At 61.3% G+C, this 26,845-nt stretch carries 23 protein-coding genes; 20 read left to right on the plus strand and 3 right to left on the minus strand.

From position 1 onward, the window contains the following. Positions 1-75: 75 nt before the first annotated feature. Positions 76-399 carry a Rieske (2Fe-2S) protein gene (locus tag SOP97_RS10250; protein WP_322949165.1) on the plus strand — a complete coding sequence of 108 codons (324 nt, stop codon included), beginning with the start codon at positions 76-78 and terminating at the stop codon, positions 397-399. 142 nt (positions 400-541) lie between these two features. On the opposite strand, the gene SOP97_RS10255 is transcribed toward SOP97_RS10250, so the two are convergent. From SOP97_RS10255 to SOP97_RS10265, 3 genes are all read right to left on the minus strand, one after another. Further along, positions 542-1,432: an esterase/lipase family protein gene (locus tag SOP97_RS10255; RefSeq protein ID WP_322949166.1), complete on the minus strand. Its 891-nt coding sequence runs from the start codon at positions 1,430-1,432 to the stop codon at positions 542-544. 115 nt (positions 1,433-1,547) lie between these two features. After that, a complete protein-coding gene (locus tag SOP97_RS10260; protein ID WP_274086176.1) occupies positions 1,548-2,636 on the minus strand; it encodes a fatty acid desaturase family protein in 1,089 nt (362 codons plus the stop codon). An 11-nt stretch (positions 2,637-2,647) separates the two neighbouring features. Continuing rightward, on the minus strand, positions 2,648-3,763 hold the full coding sequence (locus SOP97_RS10265) for a ferredoxin reductase (protein WP_274086177.1): 1,116 nt from the start codon (positions 3,761-3,763) through the stop codon (positions 2,648-2,650). Between the two features lie 301 nt (positions 3,764-4,064). On the opposite strand from SOP97_RS10265, the gene SOP97_RS10270 reads away from it, so the two are divergent. The 19 genes from SOP97_RS10270 to SOP97_RS10360 all read left to right on the plus strand — a co-directional run bounded on the left by SOP97_RS10270 (position 4,065) and on the right by SOP97_RS10360 (position 26,824). Then, entirely contained in the window at positions 4,065-4,655 is a 591-nt protein-coding gene (locus SOP97_RS10270) for a TetR family transcriptional regulator (protein WP_274086503.1), read from the plus strand. Positions 4,656-4,821: 166 nt separating this feature from the next. Beyond that, positions 4,822-5,322, plus strand: a complete 501-nt coding sequence (gene ureE / locus SOP97_RS10275; protein WP_274086178.1) for an urease accessory protein UreE — start codon at positions 4,822-4,824, stop codon at positions 5,320-5,322. Beyond that, positions 5,319-5,993, plus strand: coding sequence for an urease accessory protein UreF (locus SOP97_RS10280; protein WP_274086179.1), 675 nt, complete (start codon positions 5,319-5,321; stop codon positions 5,991-5,993). Before ureE ends, SOP97_RS10280 begins: the two co-directional genes overlap by 4 nt. Before the next feature lie 19 nt (positions 5,994-6,012). Further along, complete coding sequence (gene ureG, locus SOP97_RS10285) at positions 6,013-6,627, plus strand: urease accessory protein UreG (RefSeq protein WP_274086180.1); 615 nt, start codon at positions 6,013-6,015, stop codon at positions 6,625-6,627. Positions 6,628-6,659: 32 nt separating this feature from the next. Next, positions 6,660-7,232 carry a HupE/UreJ family protein gene (locus tag SOP97_RS10290; protein WP_274086181.1) on the plus strand — a complete coding sequence of 191 codons (573 nt, stop codon included), beginning with the start codon at positions 6,660-6,662 and terminating at the stop codon, positions 7,230-7,232. Positions 7,233-7,399: 167 nt separating this feature from the next. Beyond that, on the plus strand, positions 7,400-8,311 hold the full coding sequence (locus SOP97_RS10295; RefSeq protein WP_322949168.1) for a glycerophosphodiester phosphodiesterase: 912 nt from the start codon (positions 7,400-7,402) through the stop codon (positions 8,309-8,311). 1,061 nt (positions 8,312-9,372) lie between these two features. After that, a complete protein-coding gene (locus tag SOP97_RS10300; RefSeq protein WP_274086183.1) occupies positions 9,373-10,329 on the plus strand; it encodes a DUF808 domain-containing protein in 957 nt (318 codons plus the stop codon). 185 nt (positions 10,330-10,514) lie between these two features. Beyond that, positions 10,515-10,691 (plus strand): hypothetical protein, encoded by a 177-nt coding sequence (locus SOP97_RS10305; RefSeq protein ID WP_090243806.1) that lies wholly within the window; start codon positions 10,515-10,517, stop codon positions 10,689-10,691. Between the two features lie 45 nt (positions 10,692-10,736). Further along, complete coding sequence (locus SOP97_RS10310) at positions 10,737-13,700, plus strand: sensor histidine kinase (protein WP_274086184.1); 2,964 nt, start codon at positions 10,737-10,739, stop codon at positions 13,698-13,700. A gap of 66 nt (positions 13,701-13,766) precedes the next feature. Continuing rightward, on the plus strand, positions 13,767-15,191 hold the full coding sequence (locus SOP97_RS10315; RefSeq protein WP_274086185.1) for a sigma-54-dependent transcriptional regulator: 1,425 nt from the start codon (positions 13,767-13,769) through the stop codon (positions 15,189-15,191). A gap of 696 nt (positions 15,192-15,887) precedes the next feature. Further along, positions 15,888-17,294, plus strand: coding sequence for a polynucleotide adenylyltransferase PcnB (locus SOP97_RS10320; protein ID WP_322949169.1), 1,407 nt, complete (start codon positions 15,888-15,890; stop codon positions 17,292-17,294). Then, positions 17,291-17,791 carry a 2-amino-4-hydroxy-6-hydroxymethyldihydropteridine diphosphokinase gene (gene folK, locus SOP97_RS10325; protein ID WP_274086187.1) on the plus strand — a complete coding sequence of 167 codons (501 nt, stop codon included), beginning with the start codon at positions 17,291-17,293 and terminating at the stop codon, positions 17,789-17,791. Before SOP97_RS10320 ends, folK begins: the two co-directional genes overlap by 4 nt. Before the next feature lie 226 nt (positions 17,792-18,017). After that, a complete protein-coding gene (gene panB / locus SOP97_RS10330) occupies positions 18,018-18,818 on the plus strand; it encodes a 3-methyl-2-oxobutanoate hydroxymethyltransferase (RefSeq protein WP_274086188.1) in 801 nt (266 codons plus the stop codon). After that, positions 18,815-19,675: a pantoate--beta-alanine ligase gene (gene panC, locus SOP97_RS10335; RefSeq protein WP_322949170.1), complete on the plus strand. Its 861-nt coding sequence runs from the start codon at positions 18,815-18,817 to the stop codon at positions 19,673-19,675. The genes panB and panC overlap by 4 nt, the downstream gene beginning before the upstream one ends. 104 nt (positions 19,676-19,779) lie before the next feature. Next, positions 19,780-21,444 carry a glucose-6-phosphate isomerase gene (pgi, locus tag SOP97_RS10340; RefSeq protein WP_322949171.1) on the plus strand — a complete coding sequence of 555 codons (1,665 nt, stop codon included), beginning with the start codon at positions 19,780-19,782 and terminating at the stop codon, positions 21,442-21,444. Between the two features lie 111 nt (positions 21,445-21,555). Then, positions 21,556-23,493: an acetate--CoA ligase gene (gene acs, locus SOP97_RS10345; RefSeq protein ID WP_274086191.1), complete on the plus strand. Its 1,938-nt coding sequence runs from the start codon at positions 21,556-21,558 to the stop codon at positions 23,491-23,493. A gap of 54 nt (positions 23,494-23,547) precedes the next feature. Further along, complete coding sequence (locus SOP97_RS10350) at positions 23,548-24,426, plus strand: oxygenase MpaB family protein (RefSeq protein ID WP_274086192.1); 879 nt, start codon at positions 23,548-23,550, stop codon at positions 24,424-24,426. A 95-nt stretch (positions 24,427-24,521) separates the two neighbouring features. Continuing rightward, positions 24,522-25,703, plus strand: coding sequence for an acetyl-CoA C-acetyltransferase (locus tag SOP97_RS10355; RefSeq protein ID WP_322949172.1), 1,182 nt, complete (start codon positions 24,522-24,524; stop codon positions 25,701-25,703). Between the two features lie 104 nt (positions 25,704-25,807). Beyond that, the gene (locus tag SOP97_RS10360) at positions 25,808-26,824 is read left to right on the plus strand and encodes a class I SAM-dependent rRNA methyltransferase (protein WP_274086194.1); all 1,017 of its coding nucleotides are present in this window, start codon (positions 25,808-25,810) and stop codon (positions 26,822-26,824) included. Positions 26,825-26,845: the final 21 nt, after the last annotated feature.

Raw genomic sequence — 26,845 nt, forward strand, 5'->3', positions numbered from 1 at the left:
TTGGCGCACGGATGCGCCCTGCTCTTTCACTTCCGCGCCAGGGCGGCATAATGCCGGCCTGTCGGGGAGGTTCCTATGTTGCGTTTATGTGCACCGGATGAGTTGGCTGAAGGCCAGAGCCGGGGCTTCGAGTTAGCTGAAGAGAAGCTGCTTGCCGTGCGCAAGGACGGTCAACTGTATGCCTATCGCAATCGCTGCCCGCACCGTGGCATCTCCCTGGAATGGCTGCCCGACCAGTTTCTCGACGCCAGCGCCAGCCTGATCCAGTGCGCCACCCACGGCGCACTGTTTCTGATCGAATCCGGCGAATGCGTCGCTGGCCCCTGCGCCGGGCAAGCACTGCAAGCACTGGCCATCCGCGAGGATGATCAGGGCATCTGGGTCGACCTGCCTGCATAAGCCTTTGTTGGGAGCGGAAGGCCGCGCAGGTTGAGCGCAGCGCTGCCCATCAATCAGCCGCTGTATCAAACCGACTGCATGGGTAGCGCAAGCTCAACCCATCCTAAGGGCGGGCGTTTAATCCTACTGGAGTACAGAGACGTTAGAGCCCGGCAGCGTGCAAGCGCTGTGCATGCTCAACAAACAGCTTTACCGGCTCAGCGCCTTTGCCGACCAGGCCGAAGGTTTGATTGATAATGTCGAAGTGATCCAGCGGGTACTGATCACCGATCACCGTGCCCAGGTGCGAGCTGTAGCGCCCGACCATGCCATCGCACTGCCCCACCTCACGCTTAAAGGTGCGCGCAAAAAGCCGGCAGGCAACATTCGGCCCATCGAAACGGTTGCCACCTTTGTTGGTGATGCCTAGCTGCAACGTGCCGGACCAGGAGTAGTAGCGCACGCCATTGACCTCGGCTGCGCCCTCACCGCCCCAGGTGTCAGGCAGGCCTTGCGGGTACTGCACGTTGAAAGCGGCCACACCTTCCTGAGTTAACGACTGCTGCGCCGCGCTGACATCCATCGGCAGCGGCTCGCCCTTATAGCCGCGCTCCAGCCAGGCCATGCAACGCGCTACACCACGTAACACGGCACTCAACACACGCTCACGCAGGCTGCCATGTGGCGCTTTGCGCGTAAGAAAATCCGCCAGTTCCGAGCCATGGTTGGGGCCAGCTACCGATGTGACAGAAGCCACCCACTCAGGCTTCACCGCGGCGGCATAACGCGCCGTCAGCGCGCCCTGGCTGTGGCCGATCAGATGGACCTTTTCGGCGCCGGTCTGCTGCAAGACATCGGCAATGCGCAGCAGCAATTGCTCACCGCGCACCTCGGTGGAATGCACCGAAGACACCAGCACCGGGAACACCTGCGCGCCAAGCCGGCGCAACGCCGAGACGATGCCGTACCAGTAGGGGTAGCCGAGCAGGCTGACAAAACCAAGCAAGCCGGGCACCAACACCAGCGGGTAACGGGGAGCGGATGATGACGTCATGGCTAACCTTCCTGGTAATTGAAGCCTTGAGCATCCACTAACCAGGCTACAAATAGCCAGCGCATGGAAATTGAGCGGTAACAACCGCTCAATTTCACAGCACTGTGGTCACGGTTTAAACCTGTGCAGACAGGGCCTTAGCTGGCGGACAGCGGTACACCCAGATCCGCTTGAGCACCGTGGCGAACTGCCGCCACAAGCTGCCGTTGTTGTAGACCTGGCCATAACGCTCGGCAATCTCGCGGACCTCCACGGCCAACGCCGCATAGCGCCGCGCCGGCAAGTCGGGGAATAGGTGGTGCTCGATCTGGTGGCTGAGATTGCCGGTGAGGATATGAAACAGCGGCCCGCCGTTGAGGTTGCTGGAGCCGCGTAATTGGCGCAGGTACCAGTGGCCACGGCTCTCGCCGACTACCGACTCCTTGCTGAATACCGCCGCCTGCTCGGTAAAGTGACCGCAGAAGATCACCGTAAAGGTCCACAAATTACGAATCAGGTTGGCCACAACGTTACCGGCCAATACCGCCAGGGCATTGGCCCCGAGCAGCAGCGCCAGCAGCGGGAAGAACAGGTAATCCTTGCCCCACTGCCGCAATACCTTGGCGTTGAATTGCTTGATCAGCGGGCGCACCTCCTCCTTGCTCATCTTGCCTTTATAGACCTTGTCCAAGCGCAAATGCTGGATCGCCACCGAGTACTGAAACAGCACGGCCTGAATCGTCACCCACAGCGGCTGCCAGCGGTAGAACGGCTTCCAGCGTTGCTCGGGAAACAGCCGCACCACGCCATAGCCCACGTCATCATCCATGCCCAACACATTGGTCCAGGTGTGGTGCACATGGTTGTGGGTGTGCCGCCAGAAATCACTGGGCCCGGCGATATCCCACTCATAGCTGCGCCCTGAGAGATCGGGGTCATTCATCCAGTCGTACTGACCGTGCATGACGTTATGGCCCAGTTCCATGTTCTCCAGAATCTTGCCCAGTCCCAGCAAGGCCGTACCCAGCAGCCAGGTTGGCGGAAACCAGCCCAGCATCAGCAGGCCGCGCCCACTCCAGCAACAGAAGCGCACCGCAGCACGAATCCGCCGGATATAACGCGCATCCACCTCGCCCAGATCAGCCAGGGTGCGTTGACGCAAGGCGTCCAGCTCCTGGCCGAACGCATTCATTTCATCCACAGAAAGCTCGCGATCACCACGCATGGGCCTCTCCTTTAAAGATCAATTTCAACATCGCTATGCGCTGCGCTGACACACAGGCGAATGGGTTGTCCCGGCTCACTGAATAACGCGTCACTGCGCAAATCGCGCACCGTGCCACTGACCAAGGTGCAGGTGCAGCTGGCGCAGATGCCCTGACGACAGCCATACGCCGGCTTCAACCCCTGCGCCTCCGCGTGTTCCAGCAAACTGCGCTGGTTATTGGCAAGCGCCTGCTGGTGGCTGCGGGCAAAACCCAGGCGCACCTGGCGCTCACTGATGTCGCGGCTAAGCGCGGGCGGCGTGAAGGCTTCGACCTGCAGCGCACCGGGTAACCCGGCGGCCTGCCACCACTGCTGCACCTGGGCAACAAACCCCGCCGGGCCACAGGCCAGTACACGGCGTTGCTCCAGCTCCGTTACGGCGGCCAGATGCGCTGAGGTGAATCGTCCTGCCAAGTCGCCCGCTTCAGCTCTGGCAGCCGTTAGCGACCAGCGCACCTGCAGATTGCTGTGTTGCGCCTGCAAGGCCTGCAACTCGGCAACAAAACCGCGCTGACCCTGCTCACGCACGTAATGCAGCAAGGTGATTGGCGCACTGAAGCCTTGCGCCAGAGCGGTGCGCAACAGACCCAGCAGCGGCGTGATGCCACTGCCGGCGGCCAGCAGCAACACACCTTGTTGCGCAGCGGGCCAGCTCAGTTCGCCATAAGCCTGCCCCAGCTCCAGCACATCGCCCACCGCCAAACGCTCAAGTAGAAAGGGCGATACCCGACCACCGGCCTGATGCTTGATGGCGACCTGCACGCTGCAGTCCGCTTGCACTGCCGTCAGGCTGTAACTGCGGCTCAGGCGTACACCGTCACGTTCAAGATAAAGCTGCAAATGCTGCCCCGGCTGCGCGCCGCGCCAGTTGCCATTGGCGCGCAGGGTCAGTTCGAGCATGTCGTCGGCCACCCATTGGCGTTGCGTAACGCGTGCAAATACGCGATTCAGACGCAGCGCCGGGTGCAGCAGCGCCAGCCCAGCGTCAACATCGCTCTCACGTAACCAGCCACGGGCAACCAACAAGCGCAGCGGATACAACAGGCTGGCGAGCCCACGCACCCAGGCAAAAGGAAAAAGGGCCATGCCAATACTCCAGTGAACAATTGTGCACTAGGCTGGCAGAGCCACTTTATTCAGTCAACACTTGTGCACTCAACACACAGAACCCAACGCCGACTCGACGCAACCAATGACTATTCATCAGCACCGGTTAGCGTTTGATCGCAGCTACACCCCGCCTGCCCCCATTTTGTGCAGCAACACGGCTTGCACTGAAACGGCAACAGCCCCTAGAGTGCTGCGCTGATTTCGCCATGCAGAGCCAGGCAGCTTGAAACCACTCCAACCGCGCGCCGAACAAAAACTGCAAACCCGCCACGCCCTGATGGACGCAGCGCGGAGCCTGATGGACAGCGGCCGCGGCTTTGGCAGCCTGAGCCTGCGCGAGGTGGCGCGCTGCGCCGGCATCGTGCCGACCGGCTTCTACCGGCACTTCGAGGACATGGACGCTCTGGGCTTGGCGCTCGTGGCCGAAGTGGGCGAAACCTTTCGCGAAACCATCCGCCAGGTTCGCCACCACGAATTTGAAGTGGGCGGCGTGATCGACGCCTCGGTGCGCATCTTCCTCGACGCGGTGGCGGCCAACCGTTCGCAGTTCCTGTTTCTCGCCCGCGAGCAGTACGGTGGCTCGCTACTAGTCCGCCAGGCCGTTGGCGCACTGCGCGAACGCATTACAGCCGACTTGGTGGCAGATCTAGCCGCCATGCCGAAACTGCAGCACTTCGATGCCCCCGCGCAGAATGTAATCGCCGACCTGGTGGTGAAAACCGTGTTCGCCACCCTGCCCGAGCTGATCGACCCACCCGCAGCGCCCCTGCCGACGCACGCCTCGCCCGAGGTCAAGATGATCGAGCAGCTGCGCTTTATCTTTATCGGCGCCAAACACTGGCAAGGGCTGGGCCAGTCGACCCGCTAACACGCACCAAAACGACTCACCCGCACCCGCAGCGCACCAAAGCAGCCCCAAGCAGTGCACGGTAAACTGGCACGCAGTGCCCGCAAAGCCTCGTTGCGCCTGGGCTCAACACGGATTGGCAAGCCCCTTGCTCTGTAACCGGCATTGACCTGCCGGAAGCTGCCCCATGTTGGTGATCCACCGCCGTATTGCCGCCCAGCCGCGCTGGGACGCCGAACTCGAACTGAGCTTCGAGGCCCGCAGCAAAAGCCGCCTGCGCTGCTTCAGCCGCACCGGTGAAGACGTCGGTCTGTTCCTCGAACGCGGCCAACCCGCCCTGCATGACGGCGAATGCCTACAGGCCGAAGATGGCCGCATCGTGCGCGTCATTGCCCGGGCCGAGCCGTTGCTGCACGTGACCTGCGCCAACCCTTTCGAACTGATGCGCGCCGCCTATCACCTGGGCAACCGCCACGTCGCCCTGCAACTCGGTGATGGCTGGCTGCGCCTGCCGGATGACTACGTGCTCAAGGCCATGCTCGAACAGCTTGGCGCCACAGTGGAAAACGTCGAGGCGCCCTACCAACCCGAACAAGGTGCCTATGGCGGCGGTCACCACCACTCGCATGCCGGCGATGCCGAATTCAGCTACGCACCGCGCTTGCATCAGTTCGGTGCGCGCAAGTGAATAAAGCCTGGCAGCTGCTCCGGCTCGCCAGCCCGCAGTTGCCGATTGGCGGGTACAGCTATTCCCAAGGCCTGGAAATGGCGGTCGAACAAGGCTTGGTCAGCGACTCGGAAAGCGCCCAGCGCTGGATTGCCGATCAACTGCTACTGAATCTCGCGCGCTTTGAGGCGCCCTTGCTGCTCGCCCATTGCCAAGCCGCCGCCAGCGAAGACTGGGCGCAACTGCGCAACCTGGCCGAACAACAACGCGCCAGCCGCGAAACCCGCGAACTGCGCCTGGAAAGCCGGCAGATGGGTTACTCCCTACAACAACTGCTGAGCGGCCTGCCGGAACTCGACGAGCCGGCGCAGCAGCTATTCAGTGATTTGGACGAACCGGGCCTGGCCGTGGGCTGGGCCCTGGCCGCCCGCGCCTGGCAGATCAGTCCTGAGGATGCCCTCGCCGCCTGGCTGTGGGGCTGGCTGGAAAACCAGCTGGCGGTGCTGATGAAAACCCTGCCGCTGGGCCAGCAAGCCGCCCAGCGTCTGACCTCGCAACTGCTGCCGCTGCTCGATCAGGCGCAGCGCCAAGCCAGTGAGCTGCAACCGCAACACTGGGGCAGCGCCGCCTTCGGCCTGGCCCTGGCGAGCATGGCGCACGAGCGCCAGTACAGCCGTTTATTCCGTTCTTGATGATAAGGAAGCCTTAAAGATGAACAGCCAACCCCTGCGTATCGGCATCGGTGGCCCGGTCGGTTCCGGCAAGACGGCCCTGACCCTGGCCCTGTGCCTGGCCCTGCGCGAGCGTTACAACCTGGCGGTGGTGACCAATGACATCTACACACAGGAGGACGCGCAGTTTCTAGTGCGCAACGAGGCCCTGGCCCCAGAACGGATTATCGGCGTGGAAACCGGCGGCTGCCCGCATACGGCGATTCGCGAGGACGCCTCGATCAACCTGGAAGCGGTCGATCAACTCAATCGGCGTTTCCCAGGCCTTGACCTGATCATCGTCGAATCCGGCGGTGACAACCTCTCGGCCACCTTCAGCCCGGAACTGTCGGACCTGACCATCTATGTGATCGACGTATCTGCCGGCGACAAGCTGCCGCGCAAGGGCGGCCCGGGCATCTGCAAGTCCGACCTGCTGGTGATCAACAAGGTCGACCTGGCCCCGCTGGTCGGCGCCTCGCTTGAAGTGATGGAGCGCGACACCCTGAAGATGCGCGGCGACAAGCCGTTTGTGTTCAGCAACCAGAAAATCGGCCAGGGACTCGATCAGATCATCGCCTTTATAGAACGACACGGCATGCTCACCGCAGCCTGATTACGCCCAACACTCAGTCAAGGAGACACCCCATGAACCTGCGCAAAACCATGTTCGCCATTGCCCTGTTTCTCAGCCCAGCAGTGGCGTTCGCCCATGCCGGCCACGACCACTCAGGGCTCACGGCCGGTCTAGCCCACCCGGTATTCGGCCTCGACCACCTGCTGGCGATGCTCGCCGTAGGCCTGTGGGCCGCGCAGCAATCCGGCGCGGCGCGCTGGGCGTTACCGCTGACTTTTGTTGGCAGCATGCTGATCGGCGGTCTGCTCGGTTTTAACGGCCTGCAGATTCCGCTGATGGAAACCGGTATCGCTGCCTCCGTATTGGCTTTCGGCCTGCTGGTGGCCGTGGCCATCCGCCTACCGATGCTGATTGCCGTCGCCCTGACCGCCGTATTTGCCCTGACCCACGGTGTCGCCCACGGCCTTGAGCTGCCCGCACTGGCCAGCCCATGGGGCTATGCCGCAGGTTTTGTCGTCGCCACCGCTGCCCTGCATGCCAGCGGCTACGCCCTGGTGCGCCTGTTACCACACGCGGCTGCGCCTATAGTGCGAGTGCTTGGCGCGGCATCGGCACTGACCGGCGCATGGTTGTTGGCCGGCTAATCAGATTGACTGGGTGGGTGCTGCTGGCGCCCACCCACTCCTCGCCAGCCGGCCCTGACCGCAAAGGTCGCTAGGCTGGCGTATTTCGCCTCTCGCTCAGGCGCCGTGTCTTTGTCATAGTCGAGGCGTATCCACAATCCCTTATTCGATTGCTACGGACTCTCCTCATGCTGCGCGTCGCTCGCTTTCTAGTTGCCCCGCTCCTGCTGCTGGCCGTCGCCCTCGGTGTACTGGCCCTGACCAGCAAGCCGGCCCAATCGATGGCAGTACTCAGTCGCTTTGCCGAGCAACCGCTGGTCATCGCTCACCGTGGCGGCAAAGGTCTGTGGCCGGAGAACAGCCTGTTTGCCTTCCAGCGTGCCAGCGCCCTGGGCGTGGACATGCTGGAGATGGACCTGCACCTGTCCAGTGACGGCGAGCTGGTGGTGATTCATGACCACACCCTAGAGCGCACCACCGACGGCGAAGGCCCGGTTGCCGCGCTCAGCCTGGAGCAGTTACAAGCGCTGGACGCTGGCTACAACTGGAGCGCCGATGGTGGCCAGAGCTACCCCTATCGCGGCCAAGGCATCCGCATCCCAAGCTTTACCGAAGTGCTCGACAGCCTTCCGGGTACGCCCAAAGTGATTGAGATCAAGGTGCCGGACGTCGGTATGGAAGCGCAGCTGTGTGAGGCCCTTGAGGCGCACAAGCAACGTGATCAGGTCATCGTCGGCAGTTTTTATGACCGCAGCCTGCAGTTGTTCCGCGAACACTGCCCCGGCGTTGCCACCTCCGCCGGCCCTGGTTCAGTGCGCTTACTGGTGGCGCTCAACTGGCTGGGCCAGGGCCGCTTGCTGTCACCCTCCTACCAGGCACTGCAAATTCCTGAGGCCCATGGCGACCTTGTTGTGGCCAGCACCAGCCTGTTACGGACCGCCGCACAGCGCGGGCTGAACGTGCAGCTGTGGACCATCAACGAACAGCCGGATATGCGCCGCCTGCTCGACCAAGGCGCACGCGCCCTAATCACTGATTACCCGGACCGCGCCCTGCAGGTACTGGGGCGCTCGACCCGGATCAGCGCCCTGGAAAACTAAGCGCCGCCTGATAAGCGGCGACGCATCAGCCCTGCGCGGCTAATACCACCACACCCAAGCTGTACAAAAAACAACCTACAGCGTCCAGCGCCCGCCCGCTGTGGCCTGGACGCAAGCGTGCGCAGCTTATCCACAGATCGCTCCACAGTAACTTGGGATAAGTTATCCACCGCACCCCTTAAGCGTGTGGAAAAGCCTGCAAATAACGCGATTATTGCTTGACGCAGCAGGCTTAAAATGACGCTTTTCAACACCACAACAGACTGATCAAAAAACAAACAACCTTCGTAAAGCCTCGCCTTACATGGCCTACAGACAGACATACCAGAGTTATCAACAGCTCTACCCACAGTAGCCGTGGACAACTTCAGCGCTACCCCATCACAACCTGAATAACCAGACTAATTTGTGCTTTAGACGATAATCCGCACGCTGATCAAAAAACATACAACTCGCGCAAAGCCACGCACAACAAGGCTTACAAGCAGGCATACCAGAGTTATAAACAACTCTACCCACAGTAGTCGTGGACAACTTTAGCGCCGCGCCCTGAAATTCGCCTGTACAACCCAGCCAAGCTGTTGTTTATGCAGCAAATTATCGACTGATCAAAAAACATACAGCAGCCGCTAACAGCCACACCACTAGGCCTTCACGCGTATACGCCCACCTTATCCACAACTCGACCCACAGTCTTTGTGCACAACTACCCGCACGTGGCAGCAGTGCTGTGTATAAAAGCGCATCGGCTTTTACCTATGGACCTTATCGAGACAATCAACAGCCCCACGCCGGGGCTCAGGCGTAAGGTAAATGCTCCCCATCAAGGAGCTTTCCCATGCGATTTAATGACCTGTTACGCAGCCTGCTCGCCACCTACGCCAGCGGGGCCAGTGGCAGCAGCGGCGAGTAAACCACTCAGCCATCTCACTGCGCAGCGGCAAACCTCGGCTGGCCAGCGCTGGCTGATGCGGGCTGACTCACGTATAAATCTGCGGATTGTCGTCGACCGCGCTGTCAGGCGATTGGCCTCTCAGAAACCGTAGAAAGGAATCCGCCCTATGGCCGGCGCCAGCCTGTTAACCCTGCTCGATGACATCGCCAGCGTGCTCGACGACGTCGCCCTGATGACCAAAGTCGCGGCGAAGAAAACCGCAGGCGTACTGGGTGACGATTTGGCACTAAATGCCCAACAAGTCACCGGCGTGCGCGCCGAGCGTGAACTGCCGGTGGTGTGGGCAGTGGCCAAAGGCTCCTTTCGCAACAAACTGATCCTGGTACCGGCCGCCTTATTGATCAGCGCCTTTGCACCGTGGGCGGTCACACCGCTGTTGATGCTCGGTGGCGCATTCCTCTGCTACGAGGGCTTTGAGAAGCTCGCGCACAAGGTTCTGCACAGCCAGGCTGAGAGCCAGAGCAAGCATGACGAACGGCGCACGGCCGTGGCTGACCCAGCAGTGGATTTGGTGGCGTTCGAGCAAGACAAGATCAAAGGTGCAATCCGCACCGATTTTATTCTCTCGGCGGAAATTATCGCCATCACCCTTGGCACCGTGGCCATGGCCAGCTTCGGCAAGCAAGTTGTGGTGCTGTCCGGTATCGCCATTTTGATGACGGCTGGGGTGTATGGCCTGGTGGCAGGCATCGTCAAACTCGATGATGCCGGGCTGTTTCTCAGCCAGCGCAGCGGCGAAGGCTTGGGCGCGCGCCTGCAACGCAGCCTGGGCAGAGGCCTGCTACTGACAGCGCCGTACTTGATGAAAGGGCTGTCAGTCGTGGGTACAGCGGCAATGTTTATGGTCGGCGGCGGCATCCTTACCCACGGCGTACATGCCGCGCAGGTGTGGATCGAGCAGTTGGCGCAGAGCGTGGCCGCTAGCAGCGGCCTACTGGCAGCGCTGCTGCCCACCCTGCTGAATGCTGGGATAGGGGTCATTGCCGGGGCCGTCGCGCTGCTGCTGGTAAGCCTGGCAACGCGCCTGTGGCACAAGCTGAAACCGGCTAAACCCTCGGCATAAACCGCAACCGCTGTTCAGGCTTAAGCACAACGCTAGCCAACAACAGAGGCCGTGCTGCGGATGTACGGCGCTGAATGCCGGCGGCAGGGCTTTAGCGGCGACAGCCTCCCCCCACCCAATAGCCAGCCTACGCAGAGCGCCACGCATCCGTTACCATCGCCAGCAATTAAGTGAAGAGATGCAGCATGTATATCTATCGACTGGTGCTGATCCTGGTAGTGGGGATCTATCTGTTTTCCCCCGCCATCATGGACTGGTGGATCGACCCCAACGGGGCCTGGTACCGCCCCTACCTGCTGTGGCTGATTCTGATCGTGGTGACCTTTATTCTGCAGAGCCAGCAAGATGCCGATGAACTCTGACCCTCTACGCCGCGCCGCCCTCCCTCTATTCGCCGAGCCAACCTGATGCTGACAAGCTTTAGCCTGAGCCAGCTGATCCTGATCAGTGCGGCCTACCTTCTTATTTTGTTCGGCGTGGCCTGGATCAGTGAACACGGCCTGATTCCGCGCTGGGTGATCCGTCACCCGCTGACCTACATCCTGTCGCTTGGCGTGTATGCCAGCGCCTGGGCGTTTTATGGCACGGTGGGCCTGGCCTACCAATACGGTTATGGCTTTTTGGCCAGTTACCTCGGCGTATCCGGGGCATTTCTACTGGCACCGGTGCTGCTTTACCCGATCCTGAAGATAACCCGCACCTACCAACTGTCATCCCTGGCTGACCTCTTCGCCTTCCGTTTCCGCAGCACCTGGGCCGGCGCCCTTACCACGGTATTTATGCTGGTCGGCGTACTGCCGTTGCTGGCCCTGCAGATTCAGGCGGTGGCGGACTCCATCGGCATCCTCACCCGCGAGCCGGTGCAGGAGCGCGTCGCCCTGGCCTATTGCGGGCTGATCATTCTGTTCACCATCCTGTTCGGCGCACGGCATATCGCCACCCGCGAGAAACATGAAGGCCTGGTGTTCGCCATCGCTTTTGAGTCAGTGGTCAAGCTGGTAGCGATCAGCATCATCGGCCTGTATGCCTTGTATGGCGTGTTCGACGGCCCGCAGGACCTGCAATCCTGGCTGGTACAGAATCAAGCGTCGCTGTCGAACCTGCACACCCCTCTGCAAGAAGGCCCCTGGCGCACGCTGTTGCTGGTGTTCTTTGCCTCGGCCATCGTCATGCCGCACATGTATCACATGACCTTTACCGAGAACCTCAACCCGCGCGCTATGGTCAGCGCCAGCTGGGGCCTGCCGCTGTTCCTGCTGCTGATGAGCCTAGCCGTACCACTGATTCTCTGGGCCGGGCTGAAACTGGGCGCAACTACCAACCCGGAATACTTCACCCTCGGCGTCGGCATTGCGGTCAACAGCCAGACCCTGGCATTGATTGCCTATGTCGGCGGGCTGTCGGCCTCCAGCGGGCTGATCATCGTCACCACCCTGGCGCTGTCGGGCATGGTACTTAACCATGTGGTGCTGCCGCTGTACCAGCCACCGTCGGAAGGCAATATCTACCGTTGGCTGAAGTGGACACGCCGCGCGCTGATCCTGCTGGTGATCATGGCCGGCTACGGCTTCTATCTATTACTGGGGGCTGAGCAAGACCTGGCCAACCTCGGCATCGTCGCCTTCGTCGCCACCCTGCAGTTCCTCCCCGGCGTACTCTCGGTGCTGTACTGGCCGGCGGCTAACCGCAAAGGTTTTATCGCTGGGCTGCTAGCAGGTATCGGCGTGTGGGTGGTGAGCATGCTGTTACCAATGCTCGGCAACCTGCAGGGTTTATACCTGCCCTGGTTCAACGTCATCTATGTGCTGGATGACAGCAGTTGGCACATGGCGGCGATCGCTTCGCTGGCCGCTAACGTGCTGGTGTTCACCCTGGTGTCGCTGTTCACCGAAGCCAGCGCGGAGGAGAAAAGTGCCGCAGAAGCCTGCGCCGTGGATAACGTCCGCCGCCCACAACGGCGTGAGCTGCTGGCCAATTCACCGCAGGAGTTCGCCGCGCAACTGGCCAAACCCCTGGGCGCAAAAACGGCTCAGCACGAGGTCGAACAAGCGCTGCGCGACCTCCATCTGCCGTTCGATGAAGGCCGCCCCTACGCCCTGCGCCGCCTGCGTGATCGCATCGAGGCCAACCTCTCCGGATTGATGGGCCCCAGCGTGGCCCAGGATATCGTCGAGACGTTCCTGCCGTATAAAGCCGGCAGCGAAACCTACGTCAGCGAAGACATTCACTTTATCGAGAACCGCCTCGAGGACTACCACTCACGCCTCACCGGGCTGGCGGCGGAACTCGACACCCTGCGCCGCTACCACCGCCAGACTCTGCAGGAACTGCCCATGGGCGTCTGCTCGCTGGCCAAGGATCAAGAAATCCTGATGTGGAACAAGGCCATGGAAGAACTCACTGAAATACCGGCGCAGCGCGTTGTCGGTTCGCGCCTGAGCACCCTGGGTGAGCCGTGGCGTAGCCTGCTGCAGAACTTTATCGAGCTGCCCGACGAACACCTGCACAAACAAAGCCTGGCCCTCGACGGCCAGACCCGCTGGCTCAACCTGCACAAAGCGGCCATCGACGAACCGCTGGCACCCGGTAACAGCGGCCTGGTGCTGCTGGTTGAAGACCTTACCGAAACCCAGATGCTCGAAGACAAGCTGGTGCACTCCGAACGCCTAGCCAGCATCGGCCGCCTGGCCGCCGGAGTGGCCCACGAAATCGGCAACCCGATCACCGGCATCGCTTGCCTGGCGCAGAACCTGCGTGAAGAGCGCGAAGGTGATAGCGAGCTGACTGAGATCAGTGAGCAGATCATCGAGCAGACCAAACGCGTGTCGCGCATCGTCCAATCGCTGATGAGCTTTGCCCATTCCGGCAGCCACCAGAACAGTGAAGAGCCGGTGTGCCTGGCCCAGGTCGCGCAAGACGCAATTGCCCTGCTGGCGCTCAATCGACAGAGTGTCGACGTGCAGTTCTTCAACCTCTGCGAAGCTGACCAGCGGGTGGTGGGCGACCCGCAGCGTTTGGCCCAGGTGCTGATCAACCTGCTGTCCAACGCCCGTGACGCCTCACCGCCAGGCAGCGCGATTCGGGTCAAGAGTGAAACCTTCGAACACACCATCGACCTGATCGTCGAAGACGAAGGCACAGGTATTCCCAAGGCCATCATCGACCGTTTGTTCGAGCCCTTTTTCACCACCAAGGAGGTGGGCAAAGGCACCGGACTGGGCCTCGCTCTGGTCTATTCGATCGTGGAAGAGCATTATGGACAAATAACAATCGACAGCCCGGCCGATCTAGAACTGCAGCGTGGCACCCGCATTCGGGTCAGCTTGCCGAGGCATGTCGAGGCGACGTCCCTAGCGACTCAAACCAGCTAATTGAGAGCATGCCTGCAAGGCTTTTCGCCCCGCGGCATGCCCCGAGACCGTCGAGAGACCAAATTAATGCCTCATATTTTGATCGTCGAAGACGAAACCATTATCCGCTCTGCCCTGCGCCGCCTGCTGGAGCGCAACCAATATGAAGTCAGCGAAGCCGGCTCGGTACAGGAAGCTCAAGAGCGTTTCAGCATCCCCAGCTTCGACCTGATCGTCAGCGACCTGCGCCTGCCGGGCGCACCCGGTACCGAAATGATCAAGCTCGGCCAGGGCACCCCGGTGCTGATCATGACCAGCTACGCCAGCCTGCGCTCGGCCGTCGACTCGATGAAAATGGGGGCGGTGGACTACATCGCCAAACCCTTCGACCACGACGAAATGCTCCAAGCGGTAGCGCGCATCCTGCGTGATTTCCAACAGACTAAAAGCGCGCCTGCAGCCGCTGCGGCCAACGCAAAAGCCGGCACCGACAAGGTGGTGGATAACAGCAACGGCGAAATCGGCATCATTGGCTCCTGCGCCGCGATGCAGGAGATGTACAGCAAGATCCGCAAAGTGGCGCCCACCGACTCCAATGTGCTGATCCAGGGCGAATCAGGCACCGGTAAAGAACTGGTGGCTCGCGCCCTGCACAACCTTTCACGCCGTGCCAAAGCGCCGCTGATTTCAGTCAACTGCGCGGCCATCCCGGAATCACTGATCGAGTCCGAACTGTTCGGCCACGAGAAAGGCGCCTTTACCGGCGCCAGCGCTGGCCGTGCCGGCCTGGTCGAAGCCGCCGATGGTGGCACCCTGTTTCTCGATGAAATTGGCGAGCTGCCTTTAGAGGCCCAGGCACGCCTGCTGCGAGTGCTGCAGGAAGGCGAAATCCGCCGAGTGGGCTCGGTGCAGTCGCAGAAGGTCGACGTGCGCTTGATCGCCGCGACCCACCGCGACCTGAAAACCCTGTCGAAAATCGGCCAGTTCCGCGAAGACCTGTATTACCGCCTGCACGTAATCGCCCTCAAGCTTCCCCCGCTACGCGAGCGCGGGGCTGACGTGAGCGAGATCGCCCGCGCCTTCCTGTTACGTCAGTGCACTCGCCAGGGTCGCCTCGACCTGAGTTTTGCGGCGGACGCCGAACAGGCCATCAGTCATTACCCCTGGCCGGGTAACGTGCGCGAGCTGGAGAACGCCATCGAGCGTGCGGTGATTCTCTGCGAGGGCAACAGCATCTCCGCCGAGCTGCTGGGTATTGATATCGAACTGGATGACCTTGAGGACGACTTCACCCTGCCCAGCCAAAATGGCGGCCCGGGACATGAACCCAGCGAGCCAACCGAAGATCTGTCACTGGAAGACTACTTCCAGCACTTCGTCTTAGAGCATCAAGACCACATGACCGAGACCGAACTGGCACGCAAACTCGGCATCAGCCGCAAATGCCTGTGGGAACGCCGCCAGCGTCTGGGCATCCCACGCCGCAAATCATCGGGTGCTACCGCAGACTAAGGCACCCGCGGTGACAGATGCGTGGGCCAGAGGTTCCACCATCTGTTACCCATTCAACACTTAGTAACAAAGGCCGGGTCTTATGGTAACGAAGGCCCGGCTTTTTTATGCCATCCGGCCACCCTCAACAGCACTCAAAGCCTTGAATATAAAGGGATTGTAAAAGATGGCACGGGTCCTGCTTTATTACTGGCACAAGAACAATAACAAGCATGCTCCAAACCTTATAAAAATAAGACGTACCGACTCCAGCACAATAAAAATAACGACGCGGAGGCGCAGCTAACTGATTCTTTTGGAAAGGATTTGCCTTTGGGGTTCGCCCCAAAACCAGGCCGAGAACAATAAAACTGCTCCAAGGCAGTGCCTGAACTGGTTGGATCACTGTGTGATCATGGCAGCGTCAGTATCCAAAGCAATACGTTTGCTCTTGATTCCCAACTTGGGAAATTTTCCAAAAGTCCCTGACTGGATGGAACGGGTAAATAAACAAAAACAACAAGCCCGCCATAATAATAAAAATAGAGCACGCACCAATTTGGGGGGGAGCTTCGGCTCCCCCAGTAGCTTCAAACTCCCCGCCTGCTGCAGTCTCCCTTCGTTTCCTGCACCAAACCCCAACTCAATGCTAAAATCCGCGCCATTCCTGCGGCCGACATATACTCTGGCCAGTCATTTCGTCAAACAGTGCCTCCCATGCTGAAAAAGCTGTTCAAGTCCTTTCGCACCCCCGCCCTCCGTGGCAAACATTCGCACAGCACGCCTGAAGTGCTGGGCAGCAGCCAACACCCGATCGAGCGCGGCGAAATCAGCCGCTATGCCATCAGCGTGGTTGAGCGCCTGCAGCAAGCCGGCTACCAGGCGTACCTGGTCGGTGGCTGTGTACGCGACCTGTTGCTGGACATCGAGCCCAAAGATTTCGACGTAGCCACCAGCGCCACCCCGGAGCAGGTGCGAGCCGAATTCCGTAATGCCCGGGTAATCGGTCGGCGCTTCAAGTTGGTTCACGTGCATTTCGGCCGTGAAATCATCGAAGTCGCGACCTTCCGCGCCAACCACCCCGAAGGCGATGAGGAAGAGAACAGCAACCTGTCTTCACGCAATGAGAGTGGCCGGATTCTGCGTGATAACGTGTACGGCAGCCTGGAAGACGATGCCCAGCGCCGCGACTTCACTATCAATGCGCTGTATTACGACCCGAGCACCGAGCGCATCCTCGATTACGCCAACGGCGTGCACGACATCCGCAATCATCTGATCCGCCTGATCGGCGATCCGACCCAGCGCTACCAGGAAGACCCGGTACGCATGCTGCGTGCGGTGCGTTTCGCTGCCAAGCTGGATTTCGACATCGAGAAGCACAGCGCCGCACCGATCTACAAACTGGCGCCACTGCTTGGTGGAATCCCCGCCGCGCGCCTGTTCGATGAAGTGCTCAAGCTGTTTCTGGCCGGTTATGCGGTCTACACCTATGAGCTACTGGTCGATTACGGCTTGTTCGGCCAACTGTTCCCGGCCAGTGCTGAAGCACTGAAACTCAACCCGGACTACACCGACCAGCTGATCCGCAATGCACTGGACAGCACTGACCAGCGCATTCAACAAGGCAAATCGGTCACCCCCGCCTTCCTCCTTGCGGCGCTGCTCTGGCCAGCTCTGCCGGCACGTGTCATTAAGCTGCAGAATCGCGGCATGCCGCCGATTCCGGCGATGCAGGAAGCGGCCCATGAACTGATCAGCGAGCAGTGCCAGCGGATTGCTGTGCCCAAGCGCTTCACCATGCCGATCCGCGAAATCTGGGACATGCAGGAACGCCTGCCACGTCGCAGCGGCAAACGCGCCGATACGTTGCTGGAAAACCCACGCTTCCGCGCCGGTTACGATTTCCTCCTGCTACGCGAGAGCGCAGGCGAAGAAACTGGCGGGCTTGGCGACTGGTGGACGCGCTATCAGGAAGTCAGCGATAGCGAGCGGCGCAACATGATCCGCGACCTCAGCAACAAAGATGACACTGCCGGCGCACCGCGCAAACGCAAACGCAGCAACAACAAGCGCAAGCGCGGCCCCGCAACTGATAGCAGCAATGCCCCAGCGGGTGAATGATGGAGCGCGTGTATATCGGCTTGGGTAGCAACCTGGCGACCCCACACGCGCAATTACGCAGCGCCCTGGCCGCCCTGGCCGCGCTGCCGCAGACCCATCTAGCTGCACAATCATCGCTCTACGCCAGCGACCCTCTAGGCCCGCCGGACCAGCCGCGCTACGTCAATGCCGTAGCTGCACTGGACACCGACCTCAGCCCACTGGCGCTGCTCGATGCGCTGCAAACCATCGAACTGGAGCAGGGCCGCACACGTAAGGCAGAGCGCTGGGGGCCGCGCACCCTCGATCTGGACATCCTGCTGTTCGGCGAACGCCAACTGGATGAGCCCCGCCTAACCGTGCCGCACTACCACATGCATGCCCGCGCGTTTGTCCTCTACCCACTGGCCGAGATCGCCCCAGCGCTGCATCTGCCAGATGGTCGCGCACTGTCTGAACTGCTCGATGCCTGCCCTTTTGTAGGGCTGGAGCGACTGGGCGAAGCCGCGTCGACCTAAGAAGCAGATATCCCGCGACAGCAGCCCCCGTGCCTATGCCCGGAGCAAAGCTACGAAGATTGGTGGTAACGCCAGTAACAAACCGGTAACACCTGCAATTGACTTCGAGTCTTCCCATCAGGACTATAGGCGTCCCGTTGCCCCGCACCGGTGCAATTTGCGGCCAATGCAGGCCAACTTGAAGCAGCACAACTGCTGACTGAACGCCTGAGCGAGGACAGTTTTCATGCCTGATGTAACCCTGACTACCCTGCAAAGCCTCAAGCAGAGCGGCGAGAAAATCGCCATGCTGACCTGCTATGACGCCACGTTCGCCCAAACGGCCTGCCAGGCCGGTGTCGATGTGCTGCTGGTAGGTGATTCCCTCGGCATGGTCTTACAAGGCCATGACAGCACACTGCCCGTCACCGTGGCCGATATGGCGTACCACACCGCCTGCGTCAAACGCGGCAACCAGGGCGCGCTGATCCTCGCCGACCTGCCGTTTATGGCCTATGCCACGCTGGAGCAGGCGTTGAACAACAGCGCGGCACTGATGCAAGCCGGTGCGCACATGGTCAAGCTGGAAGGTGCAGCCTGGCTGGCTGAGCCGATTCGCCAACTGGCCGAGCGCGGTGTGCCGGTGTGCGCGCACCTAGGGTTGACCCCACAAGCGGTGAACATCCTCGGTGGCTACAAGGTCCAAGGCCGCCAAGAGGCCTCTGCACGGCAGATGCGCGCTGACGCCATGGCCTTGGAACAGGCCGGTGCAGCGATGCTGCTGCTTGAGTGCGTGCCCAGCGGACTGGCTGCGGAAATTAGCCAGGCGGTGAAGATTCCGGTGATTGGTATCGGTGCAGGTTCGGCCACTGACGGCCAGGTATTGGTCATGCACGACATGCTTGGGCTGTCCCTGAGCGGCCGTGTGCCAAAGTTTGTGAAGAACTTTATGGCCGGCCAGAGCAGCATCCAGAATGCCATCAGCGCCTATGTCAAAGCGGTCAAAGACCAAAGCTTCCCAGCAGCCGAGCACGGATTTTCTGCATGAACACAGTTAAGAGCGTGCGCGAGTTACGCGCCGCTGTCGCCCAAGCCCGCTCCGAAGGTAAACAAATCGCCCTGGTGCCGACCATGGGCAACTTGCATGCCGGCCACGCCGCGCTGGTGGAAAAAGCCGCGCAGCGGGCGGACTTCGTGGTTGCCAGCATTTTCGTCAACCCGTTGCAGTTCGGCCCCAACGAAGACCTCGCGAGCTACCCACGGACCCTGCTTGCCGATCAGGAAAAACTGGTCGCAGCCGGCTGCCACCTGCTGTTCGCCCCGGATGTTACCGAGATGTACCCGCAAGGGACTGACGGCCAGACCCGCGTCAGCGTGACGGGCGTCTCCGAAGGCCTGTGCGGCGCCAGCCGGCCGGGGCACTTCGACGGCGTTGCGACTGTAGTCAGCAAGCTGTTCAACATGGTGCAGCCTGACTTGGCCATTTTCGGCCAGAAGGACTTCCAGCAACTGGCGGTAATCCGCACCCTGGTGCGTGACCTGAATATGCCGATCCAGATCATCGGCGAGCCCACCGTGCGCGCCGAAGATGGCCTGGCGCTGTCTTCGCGTAACGGTTACCTGAATGCCGAGCAACGCGAAGTGGCGCCAGTACTGTACCGCAGCCTGCAGGAAATGGCCGCGGCGATAAAGGCCGGTGAGCGTGATTACGCCAAACTGATCAACGCAGCGCAGGCACAACATAGCGCCGCGGGTTTCCGCCCGGACTACCTCGAAGTGCGCGAATCCAGCAGCCTACGCCCGGCATCACAGGATGATCGTCAGCTGGTAATTCTGTTGGCCGCCTCCATTGGTAACACCCGACTCATCGACAACCTGGCGCTCGACCTCGATGCGCCTGCTTGATTAGCCGGTTACCGGCTCGCGCACCTGCCAGTTACACTCAAGGCCCGGATCACTCCGGGCTTTTTTGCATAATTCGTCGCACCCAGCACAAGGAACACGCACCTATGGCCTATTACCAACAGCCGCATGACGTCACCTCTCTGCCTGCCTGGCAGGCGCTGCGCGAACACCGCGAGCAGATGAATGACTTCAGCATGCGCGAGGCCTTTGCCAGTGACCCGGAGCGCTTCAAGCGTTTCTCCCTGAGCAGTAGCGGCTTGATGCTGGACTATTCGAAGAACCTGATCGACGAAAAAACCCTAGCACTGCTGGTACAACTGGCCGAGCAAAGCCAGCTTGGTGAATCCATCCAGGCACTGTTCTGCGGTGATCAGGTCAATGCCTCAGAAGGCCGCGCTGCCCTGCACACCGCACTGCGCAGTCCGATTGGGCGCAGCGTCAAGCTGGATGGCGTCGACCTGATCCCCCAGGTGCACCGCGTACTGCATCAAATGACCGAACTGGTCAGCCGCGTACACAGCGGCCTGTGGCGCGGCTACAGCGACAAGCCGATCACCGAGGTCGTCAATATCGGCATCGGCGGTTCGTTCCTCGGCCCGCAGCTGGTTTCCGAAGCACTGCGGCCGTTTACCCAGCGTGGCGTGCGCTGCCATTACCTGGCCAACATCGACGGCAGCGAGTTCCGTGAACTCACCGCGCGCCTGAACCCTGAAACCACCCTGTTTATCGTCTCTTCCAAATCCTTCAGCACCCTGGAAACCCTTAAAAACGCCCTGGCAGCACGCGACTGGTACCTGGCCCTGGGTGGCCCGGAAGCCGAACTGCACAAGCACTTCATTGCGGTCACCAGTAACACCAAGGCCGCGATCGAGTTCGGCATCAAGGCGGAAAACATCTTCCCGATGTGGGATTGGGTCGGCGGCCGTTATTCGCTGTGGTCGGCCATCGGCTTACCCATCGCGCTGGCCATCGGTATCTCCAACTTCAAGGAGCTGCTAGCCGGCGCTTACGCCATGGACCAGCACTTCACCCAGGCGCCGCTGGCGGAAAATATGCCGGTACTGATGGCCTTGCTGGGCATCTGGTATGGCAATTTTTGGGGGGCGAAAAGCCAGGCGATCCTGCCCTACGACCACTACCTACGTAACTTCACCAAGCACTTGCAGCAGCTGGACATGGAGTCCAACGGCAAATCCGTACGCCAAGACGGCAGCCCGGTGGACTTCAGCACCGGCCCGGTGATCTGGGGCGGTGTCGGCTGCAACGGCCAGCATGCCTACCACCAGTTACTGCACCAGGGCACTGAGCTGATCCCGGCGGACTTTATCGTCCCGGTCAACAGCTTCAGCCCACTGGCCGACCATCACCAGTGGCTGTTTGCCAACTGCCTGTCGCAAAGCCAGGCGCTGATGCACGGTAAGACTCAAGCCGAAGCCGAAGCCGAATTGCGCGGCAAAGGCCTCAACGAAGCTGACGTGCAACGCCTTGCGCCGCACAAGATGGTGCCCGGTAACCGCCCAAGCAATATTCTCGCGCTCAACCGGATCGACCCGTTCGGTCTCGGTGCGCTGGTCGCGTTGTATGAGCACAAAGTCTTTGTACAAAGCGCGATCTGGGGCATCAACGCCTTCGACCAATGGGGCGTTGAACTGGGCAAAGAGCTCGGCCTGGGCGTGTATCAGCGCCTGACCGGCCAGCTCGATACGCCAGCCAGTGATGCCTCGACCCAAGGCCTAATTCAGCACTTCCGCGAGCGCCATCGCGGCTGATCGGCCCACCACGCAAGGCCCGGCCCAGCTGCACCGGGCCAGCACTTGAACCCAGCCTTCACTGGGTGCACCCTTGTTGTGATCGCGGACACACAACAACAAGGACCCGCCATGTTCGAAATTACCCGTCACCCGGTTGCCGACTCGGTGCGCCAGCGCGCGCACATCGACAACGACGACTACCTGCGCCTCTACCAACAATCGGTCGAGCAACCTGATACGTTCTGGGCCGAGCAGGCCAAACAGTTTCTCGACTGGTCCAAACCCTGGGACAGCGTGCAGCAGGGCGACCTACTCAGCGGCCAGGGTTCGTGGTTCAAGGGCGGCCAGCTAAACGTCAGCTACAACTGCATCGACCGCCACCTGGCCACACGCGGCGAGCAAATCGCACTGATCTGGGAAGGTGACAACCCCAGCGAATCGGCACATATCACTTACAAAAAACTGCACCACAATGTCAGTCGTCTGGCCAATGTGCTGAAAAGCCGTGGCGTAAAGAAGGGTGACCGGGTGTGCATCTACATGCCGATGATCCCCGAGGCGACCTACGCCATGCTCGCCTGCACGCGTATCGGTGCGGTGCATTCTGTGGTGTTCGGCGGCTTCTCCCCGGATGCGCTGCGTGACCGCATTATTGACTCCGATTGCCGCGCGGTGATCACGGCCGATGAAGGCGTGCGCGCTGGCAAATACGTAGCGCTCAAGGCCAACGTCGACAAAGCCCTGCAGAGCTGCCCGGCGGTCTCCACGGTGGTAGTGGTCGAACGTACCCAAGGTGAAATCGACTGGGTTGAAGGGCGCGACATTTGGTACCACAAGGCCCTGAGCGAAGCAGACGGCGATTGCCCACCCGAGCCGATGGACGCCGAAGACCCGCTGTTTATCCTCTACACCTCCGGCTCCACCGGTAAGCCCAAGGGGGTGTTGCACAGCACCGGCGGCTACCTGCTGATGGCCGCGATGACCCACAAGTACGTATTCGACTACCACGAAGGTGACGTTTACTGGTGCACCGCCGACGTTGGCTGGGTCACCGGGCACAGCTATATCGTTTACGGGCCGCTGGCCAATGGCGCCACCAGCCTGATCTTCGAAGGCGTGCCGAACTACCCGGATGCCTCGCGTTTTTGGCAAGTTATCGACAAACATCAGGTGAACATCTTCTACACCGCGCCTACCGCCCTGCGCGCACTGATGCGTGAAGGCGAAGGCCCGGTAAGGAAAACTGACCGTTCCAGCCTGCGCCTACTCGGCTCGGTCGGCGAACCGATCAACCCGGAAGCCTGGGAGTGGTATTACAACGTGGTCGGCGAACGCCGCTGCCCGATCGTCGACACCTGGTGGCAGACCGAAACCGGCGCCATTTTGATCACCCCGCTGCCTGGCGCCACCGACCTCAAACCCGGCTCCGCCACCCGCCCCTTCTTCGGCGTACAACCGGTGCTGCTGGATGAACAGGGCAAGGAAATCGACGGCCCGGGTTCAGGTGTACTGGCGATCAAAGAAAGCTGGCCGAGCCAGATCCGCAGCGTTTACGGCGACCATCAGCGCATGATCGACACCTATCTGAAGCCCTACCCCGGTTACTACTTCAGCGGTGACGGCGCGCGCCGCGATGAAGACGGCTACTACTGGATCACCGGGCGGGTGGATGACGTGATCAACGTCTCCGGCCACCGCATCGGCACCGCCGAGGTGGAAAGCGCCCTGGTGCTGCACGACGCCGTCGCCGAAGCGGCCGTGGTCGGCTACCCACATGACCTCAAGGGCCAGGGCATTTATGCCTTCGTCACGCCCATGAACGGCATCGACCTCAGCGACGCACTGAAGACCGAACTGCTGGCCCTGGTCGGCAAAGAGATAGGTGGTTTCGCCAAACCCGAACTGATCCAGTGGGCGCCGGGCCTGCCGAAGACCCGCTCAGGCAAGATCATGCGGCGCATCCTGCGCAAGATCGCCTGTAACGAGCTGGACAACATGGGCGACACCTCTACCCTAGCCGACCCCAGTGTGGTGGACGGGCTGATCGAGCAACGCCTAAACCGCTAACCCGATGTAGGACGGCCATGCCACACCTCGGCATGGCTGTCTTGTAGAGACCCTATGGAATTCCTGCGCCGCCGTATCGAAAGCCAAGTCCTCAGCCTCAGCGGTATCGCCCTCGGCCAGATCGACTTCGAGAACCCCAAGGGCGACCCCGGCCTGTTCGGCCCGGACTCGGTGAGTTGGCAGGTACATGGCGACTTCACCAGCATGTTGATCGGCGGCATCAGCGCCCTGCTTCTGCAGGCCTTGCACCCACTGGCGCTGGCCGGCGTGTGGGATCACTCAAATTTTCGTCAGGACCTGCTTGGTCGGCTGCGCCGCACCGGGCAGTTCATCTCCGGCACCACCTACGGTTCGCGCGCCGACGCCGACTGGCTGATCGACAAGGTCAAAACCATTCACCTCAAGGTTACGGGCACCGCCCCGGATGGCCGCACCTACGCCGCCAGTGACCCCGCGCTGCTGACCTGGGTGCATGTCGGCGAAGTGCACAGCTTCCTTCAGGCGCACCTGCGCTACCGCAACCCAGAGCTGAGTGAGGCCGATCAAGACCGCTACTACGCGGAAATCGCCCTGATCGCCGAACGCCTGGGCGCTACCCAGGTGCCGTGTTCGCGCGCCGAAGTGGCGGCCTATTTGGCCGCCGTTCGCCCCGAGCTGTGTTGCGATGCGCGCTCGCTGGAGATTCTGCGCATCCTGCTGGACGCTCCCGCCCCCAGCGCCCTCGCCGCACCGGCGGCCAAACTGCTGATGCAGGCCGGTATCGATCTACTGCCCACCTGGGCGCAAGAGATGCTTGGCCAGCAGATCAGTCCAGCACGCAGCCGCGTGATCCAGACCGGCGTCCACAGCCTGGCACCGGTACTGCGCTGGGCGGTGCGCGGCGGCGCCATTCACTGCGCGCGCAAGCGCTTACAGCTACCGCCGCGCGGCTGACTGGTCAGTTCGCAGGCTGGCCGCGAGCAAAGCCGCTGTGCCACCATAGCGACCTTTCGCGGCCTGCCGCGCCTGTCACTTGTGAGGATCGCGTTATGCAAGATGTCGTCATCGTTGCCGCCACCCGCACTGCCATCGGCAGCTTCCAGGGTTCACTGGCGAATATCCCGGCCCCCGAGTTGGGCGCTGCCGTGATCCGCCAGTTGCTTGCGCAAACCGGTTTGGACGGCGCGCAGGTCGACGAAGTGATCCTCGGCCAGGTACTCACGGCAGGCAGCGGGCAGAACCCGGCCCGCCAGGCGGCGATTCTCGCGGGCCTGCCCCACGCCGTACCGGCAATGACCTTAAACAAGGTCTGCGGCTCGGGCCTGAAAGCCCTGCACCTGGCTGCCCAGGCTATTCGCTGCGGCGATGCCGAAGTAATGATTGCCGGTGGCATGGAGAACATGAGCCTGTCTCCTTACGTCATGCCCGGCGCCCGCACCGGCCTGCGCATGGGCCACGCCAAACTGGTCGACACGATGATCACCGACGGCCTGTGGGACGCCTTCAACGACTATCACATGGGCATCACCGCCGAGAACCTGGTGGACAAGTACGGCATCAGCCGTGAAGCGCAGGATGCCTTCGCCGCGGCCTCGCAGCAGAAGGCCGTGGCCGCCATCGAAGCCGGTCGTTTTGTCGACGAAATTACCCCGATCCTGATTCCTCAGCGCAAAGGCGAGCCCGTAGCCTTCGCCACGGATGAACAACCGCGCGCCGGCACCACCGCCGAATCCCTGGACAAACTCAAGCCGGCGTTCAAGAAAGACGGCAGCGTCACCGCCGGCAACGCCTCCAGCCTCAACGACGGCGCCGCGGCGGTGCTACTGATGAGTGCTGAAAAAGCCAAAGCCCTGGGCCTGCCAGTACTGGCGAAGATCACCAGCTACGCCAATGCCGGTGTCGACCCGGCGATCATGGGCATTGGCCCGGTCAGCGCCACCCAGCGCTGCTTGGCTAAAGCCGGCTGGACGCTGGGGGACCTGGACCTGATCGAAGCCAACGAAGCCTTTGCCGCGCAAGCGCTGGCGGTCGGTCAAGAACTCGACTGGGACGCCAGTAAGGTCAACGTCAACGGCGGCGCCATCGCCCTCGGCCACCCAATTGGAGGCTCCGGTTGCCGGATTCTCGTCACTTTGCTGCACGAGATGATCAAACGTGACGCCAAGAAAGGCCTGGCCACCCTGTGCATCGGTGGCGGTCAAGGTGTAGCGCTGGCGATTGAGCGCGCCTGATAACAGCGCGGCCAACCGCACAACTGAACGCCGGCACCCGGATTAGCGGGCGCCGGCGTTTTTCTTGGTAAACTGCGCGCCCTCCTTTTTTAGAGTCGCCGCGCATGCCCGCTCTCGATCAGGCGCTGCGCGCCGCCCTGAATAATCGCCACGACCTGCTGGCTGAGCTGCATCAGCAAGGCACCGACTGCTATCGCCTGTTTCATGGCAGCCAGGAAGGCGCCGGCGGTCTGACCATCGACCGTTACGGCCCACAGTTACTGGTACAGAGCTTTCATCAGCGCCTTAGCCGCGACGAACTGCTGCAACTGGCCGAGCAATGCCAGAGCAGAATCGGCGAAGACCTGCTGCTGGTGTACAACGACCGCTCCCAAGGCAATTCGCGCATCGACCGCAGCGACCCGGTCTACCAGGCCGAGCCCGCCGCACTGGAAGACTTGGTCGGCCATGAGTGGGGCCTCAACTACCGCGTACGCGGCCGTCATGCCGGGCAAGACCCGCTGCTATTTCTTGACCTGCGCAACGCCCGCGGCTGGGTCAAACAGTACAGCGCCGGCAAATCGGTGCTCAATCTGTTTGCCTACACCTGCGGGGTTGGCTTGAGCGCTGCGGCAGGCGGCGCACGCGAAGTGCTCAACCTCGACTTTGCCGAAGGCAACCTGGCAGTTGGCCGCGAGAATGGCGCGCTCAACCCAGTGCTGGCGCCCATGCAGTTTATGCAGTCGGATTACTTCCCGGCGATTCGCCAACTGGCGGGCCTGCCGATTAGCGCGCGCCGTGGCCACAAACTGCCGGACTATCCGCGTTTAGCGCAACGCCAGTTCGACCTAGTGCTGCTCGACCCGCCAGCATGGGCCAAGAGCGCCTTCGGTACCGTCGACTTGCTGCGTGACTACCAAAGCCTGCTCAAACCGGCAATTCTCGCCACGGCTGATGATGGCGTACTGATCTGCTGCAATAACCTAGCAAAAGTCAGCCTGGCGGACTGGCGCGAGCAGGTACTGCGCTGTGCGGAAAAACTCGGCCGCCCGGTACGTGAGTGGCAGGTATTGCCTCCAGCGAGTGACTTCCCCTCACTGGATGGCCAGCCACCACTGAAAACCCTGATCTTGCAGTTCTGATTTACCCCCAAGCGTTCAGAG

It is taken from the genome of Pseudomonas spirodelae (genome assembly GCF_034653255.1).
Classification (GTDB): domain Bacteria; phylum Pseudomonadota; class Gammaproteobacteria; order Pseudomonadales; family Pseudomonadaceae; genus Aquipseudomonas; species Aquipseudomonas spirodelae.

Coding starts and splice junctions, on each gene's coding strand:
- SOP97_RS10310 (WP_274086184.1), top strand. CDS start 10,737: ATGCTGACAAGCTTTAGCCTGAGCCAGCTGATCCTGATCAGTGCGGCC.
- SOP97_RS10260 (WP_274086176.1), bottom strand. CDS start 2,636: ATGCGTGGTGATCGCGAGCTTTCTGTGGATGAAATGAATGCGTTCGGC.
- panC (WP_322949170.1), top strand. CDS start 18,815: ATGAACACAGTTAAGAGCGTGCGCGAGTTACGCGCCGCTGTCGCCCAA.
- pgi (WP_322949171.1), top strand. CDS start 19,780: ATGGCCTATTACCAACAGCCGCATGACGTCACCTCTCTGCCTGCCTGG.
- SOP97_RS10265 (WP_274086177.1), bottom strand. CDS start 3,763: ATGGCCCTTTTTCCTTTTGCCTGGGTGCGTGGGCTCGCCAGCCTGTTG.
- SOP97_RS10270 (WP_274086503.1), top strand. CDS start 4,065: ATGGACGCAGCGCGGAGCCTGATGGACAGCGGCCGCGGCTTTGGCAGC.
- acs (WP_274086191.1), top strand. CDS start 21,556: ATGTTCGAAATTACCCGTCACCCGGTTGCCGACTCGGTGCGCCAGCGC.
- ureG (WP_274086180.1), top strand. CDS start 6,013: ATGAACAGCCAACCCCTGCGTATCGGCATCGGTGGCCCGGTCGGTTCC.
- SOP97_RS10300 (WP_274086183.1), top strand. CDS start 9,373: ATGGCCGGCGCCAGCCTGTTAACCCTGCTCGATGACATCGCCAGCGTG.
- ureE (WP_274086178.1), top strand. CDS start 4,822: ATGTTGGTGATCCACCGCCGTATTGCCGCCCAGCCGCGCTGGGACGCC.
- SOP97_RS10305 (WP_090243806.1), top strand. CDS start 10,515: ATGTATATCTATCGACTGGTGCTGATCCTGGTAGTGGGGATCTATCTG.
- SOP97_RS10315 (WP_274086185.1), top strand. CDS start 13,767: ATGCCTCATATTTTGATCGTCGAAGACGAAACCATTATCCGCTCTGCC.
- SOP97_RS10295 (WP_322949168.1), top strand. CDS start 7,400: ATGCTGCGCGTCGCTCGCTTTCTAGTTGCCCCGCTCCTGCTGCTGGCC.
- SOP97_RS10255 (WP_322949166.1), bottom strand. CDS start 1,432: ATGACGTCATCATCCGCTCCCCGTTACCCGCTGGTGTTGGTGCCCGGC.
- SOP97_RS10360 (WP_274086194.1), top strand. CDS start 25,808: ATGCCCGCTCTCGATCAGGCGCTGCGCGCCGCCCTGAATAATCGCCAC.
- SOP97_RS10320 (WP_322949169.1), top strand. CDS start 15,888: ATGCTGAAAAAGCTGTTCAAGTCCTTTCGCACCCCCGCCCTCCGTGGC.
- SOP97_RS10350 (WP_274086192.1), top strand. CDS start 23,548: ATGGAATTCCTGCGCCGCCGTATCGAAAGCCAAGTCCTCAGCCTCAGC.
- SOP97_RS10290 (WP_274086181.1), top strand. CDS start 6,660: ATGAACCTGCGCAAAACCATGTTCGCCATTGCCCTGTTTCTCAGCCCA.
- SOP97_RS10355 (WP_322949172.1), top strand. CDS start 24,522: ATGCAAGATGTCGTCATCGTTGCCGCCACCCGCACTGCCATCGGCAGC.
- folK (WP_274086187.1), top strand. CDS start 17,291: ATGATGGAGCGCGTGTATATCGGCTTGGGTAGCAACCTGGCGACCCCA.
- SOP97_RS10250 (WP_322949165.1), top strand. CDS start 76: ATGTTGCGTTTATGTGCACCGGATGAGTTGGCTGAAGGCCAGAGCCGG.
- panB (WP_274086188.1), top strand. CDS start 18,018: ATGCCTGATGTAACCCTGACTACCCTGCAAAGCCTCAAGCAGAGCGGC.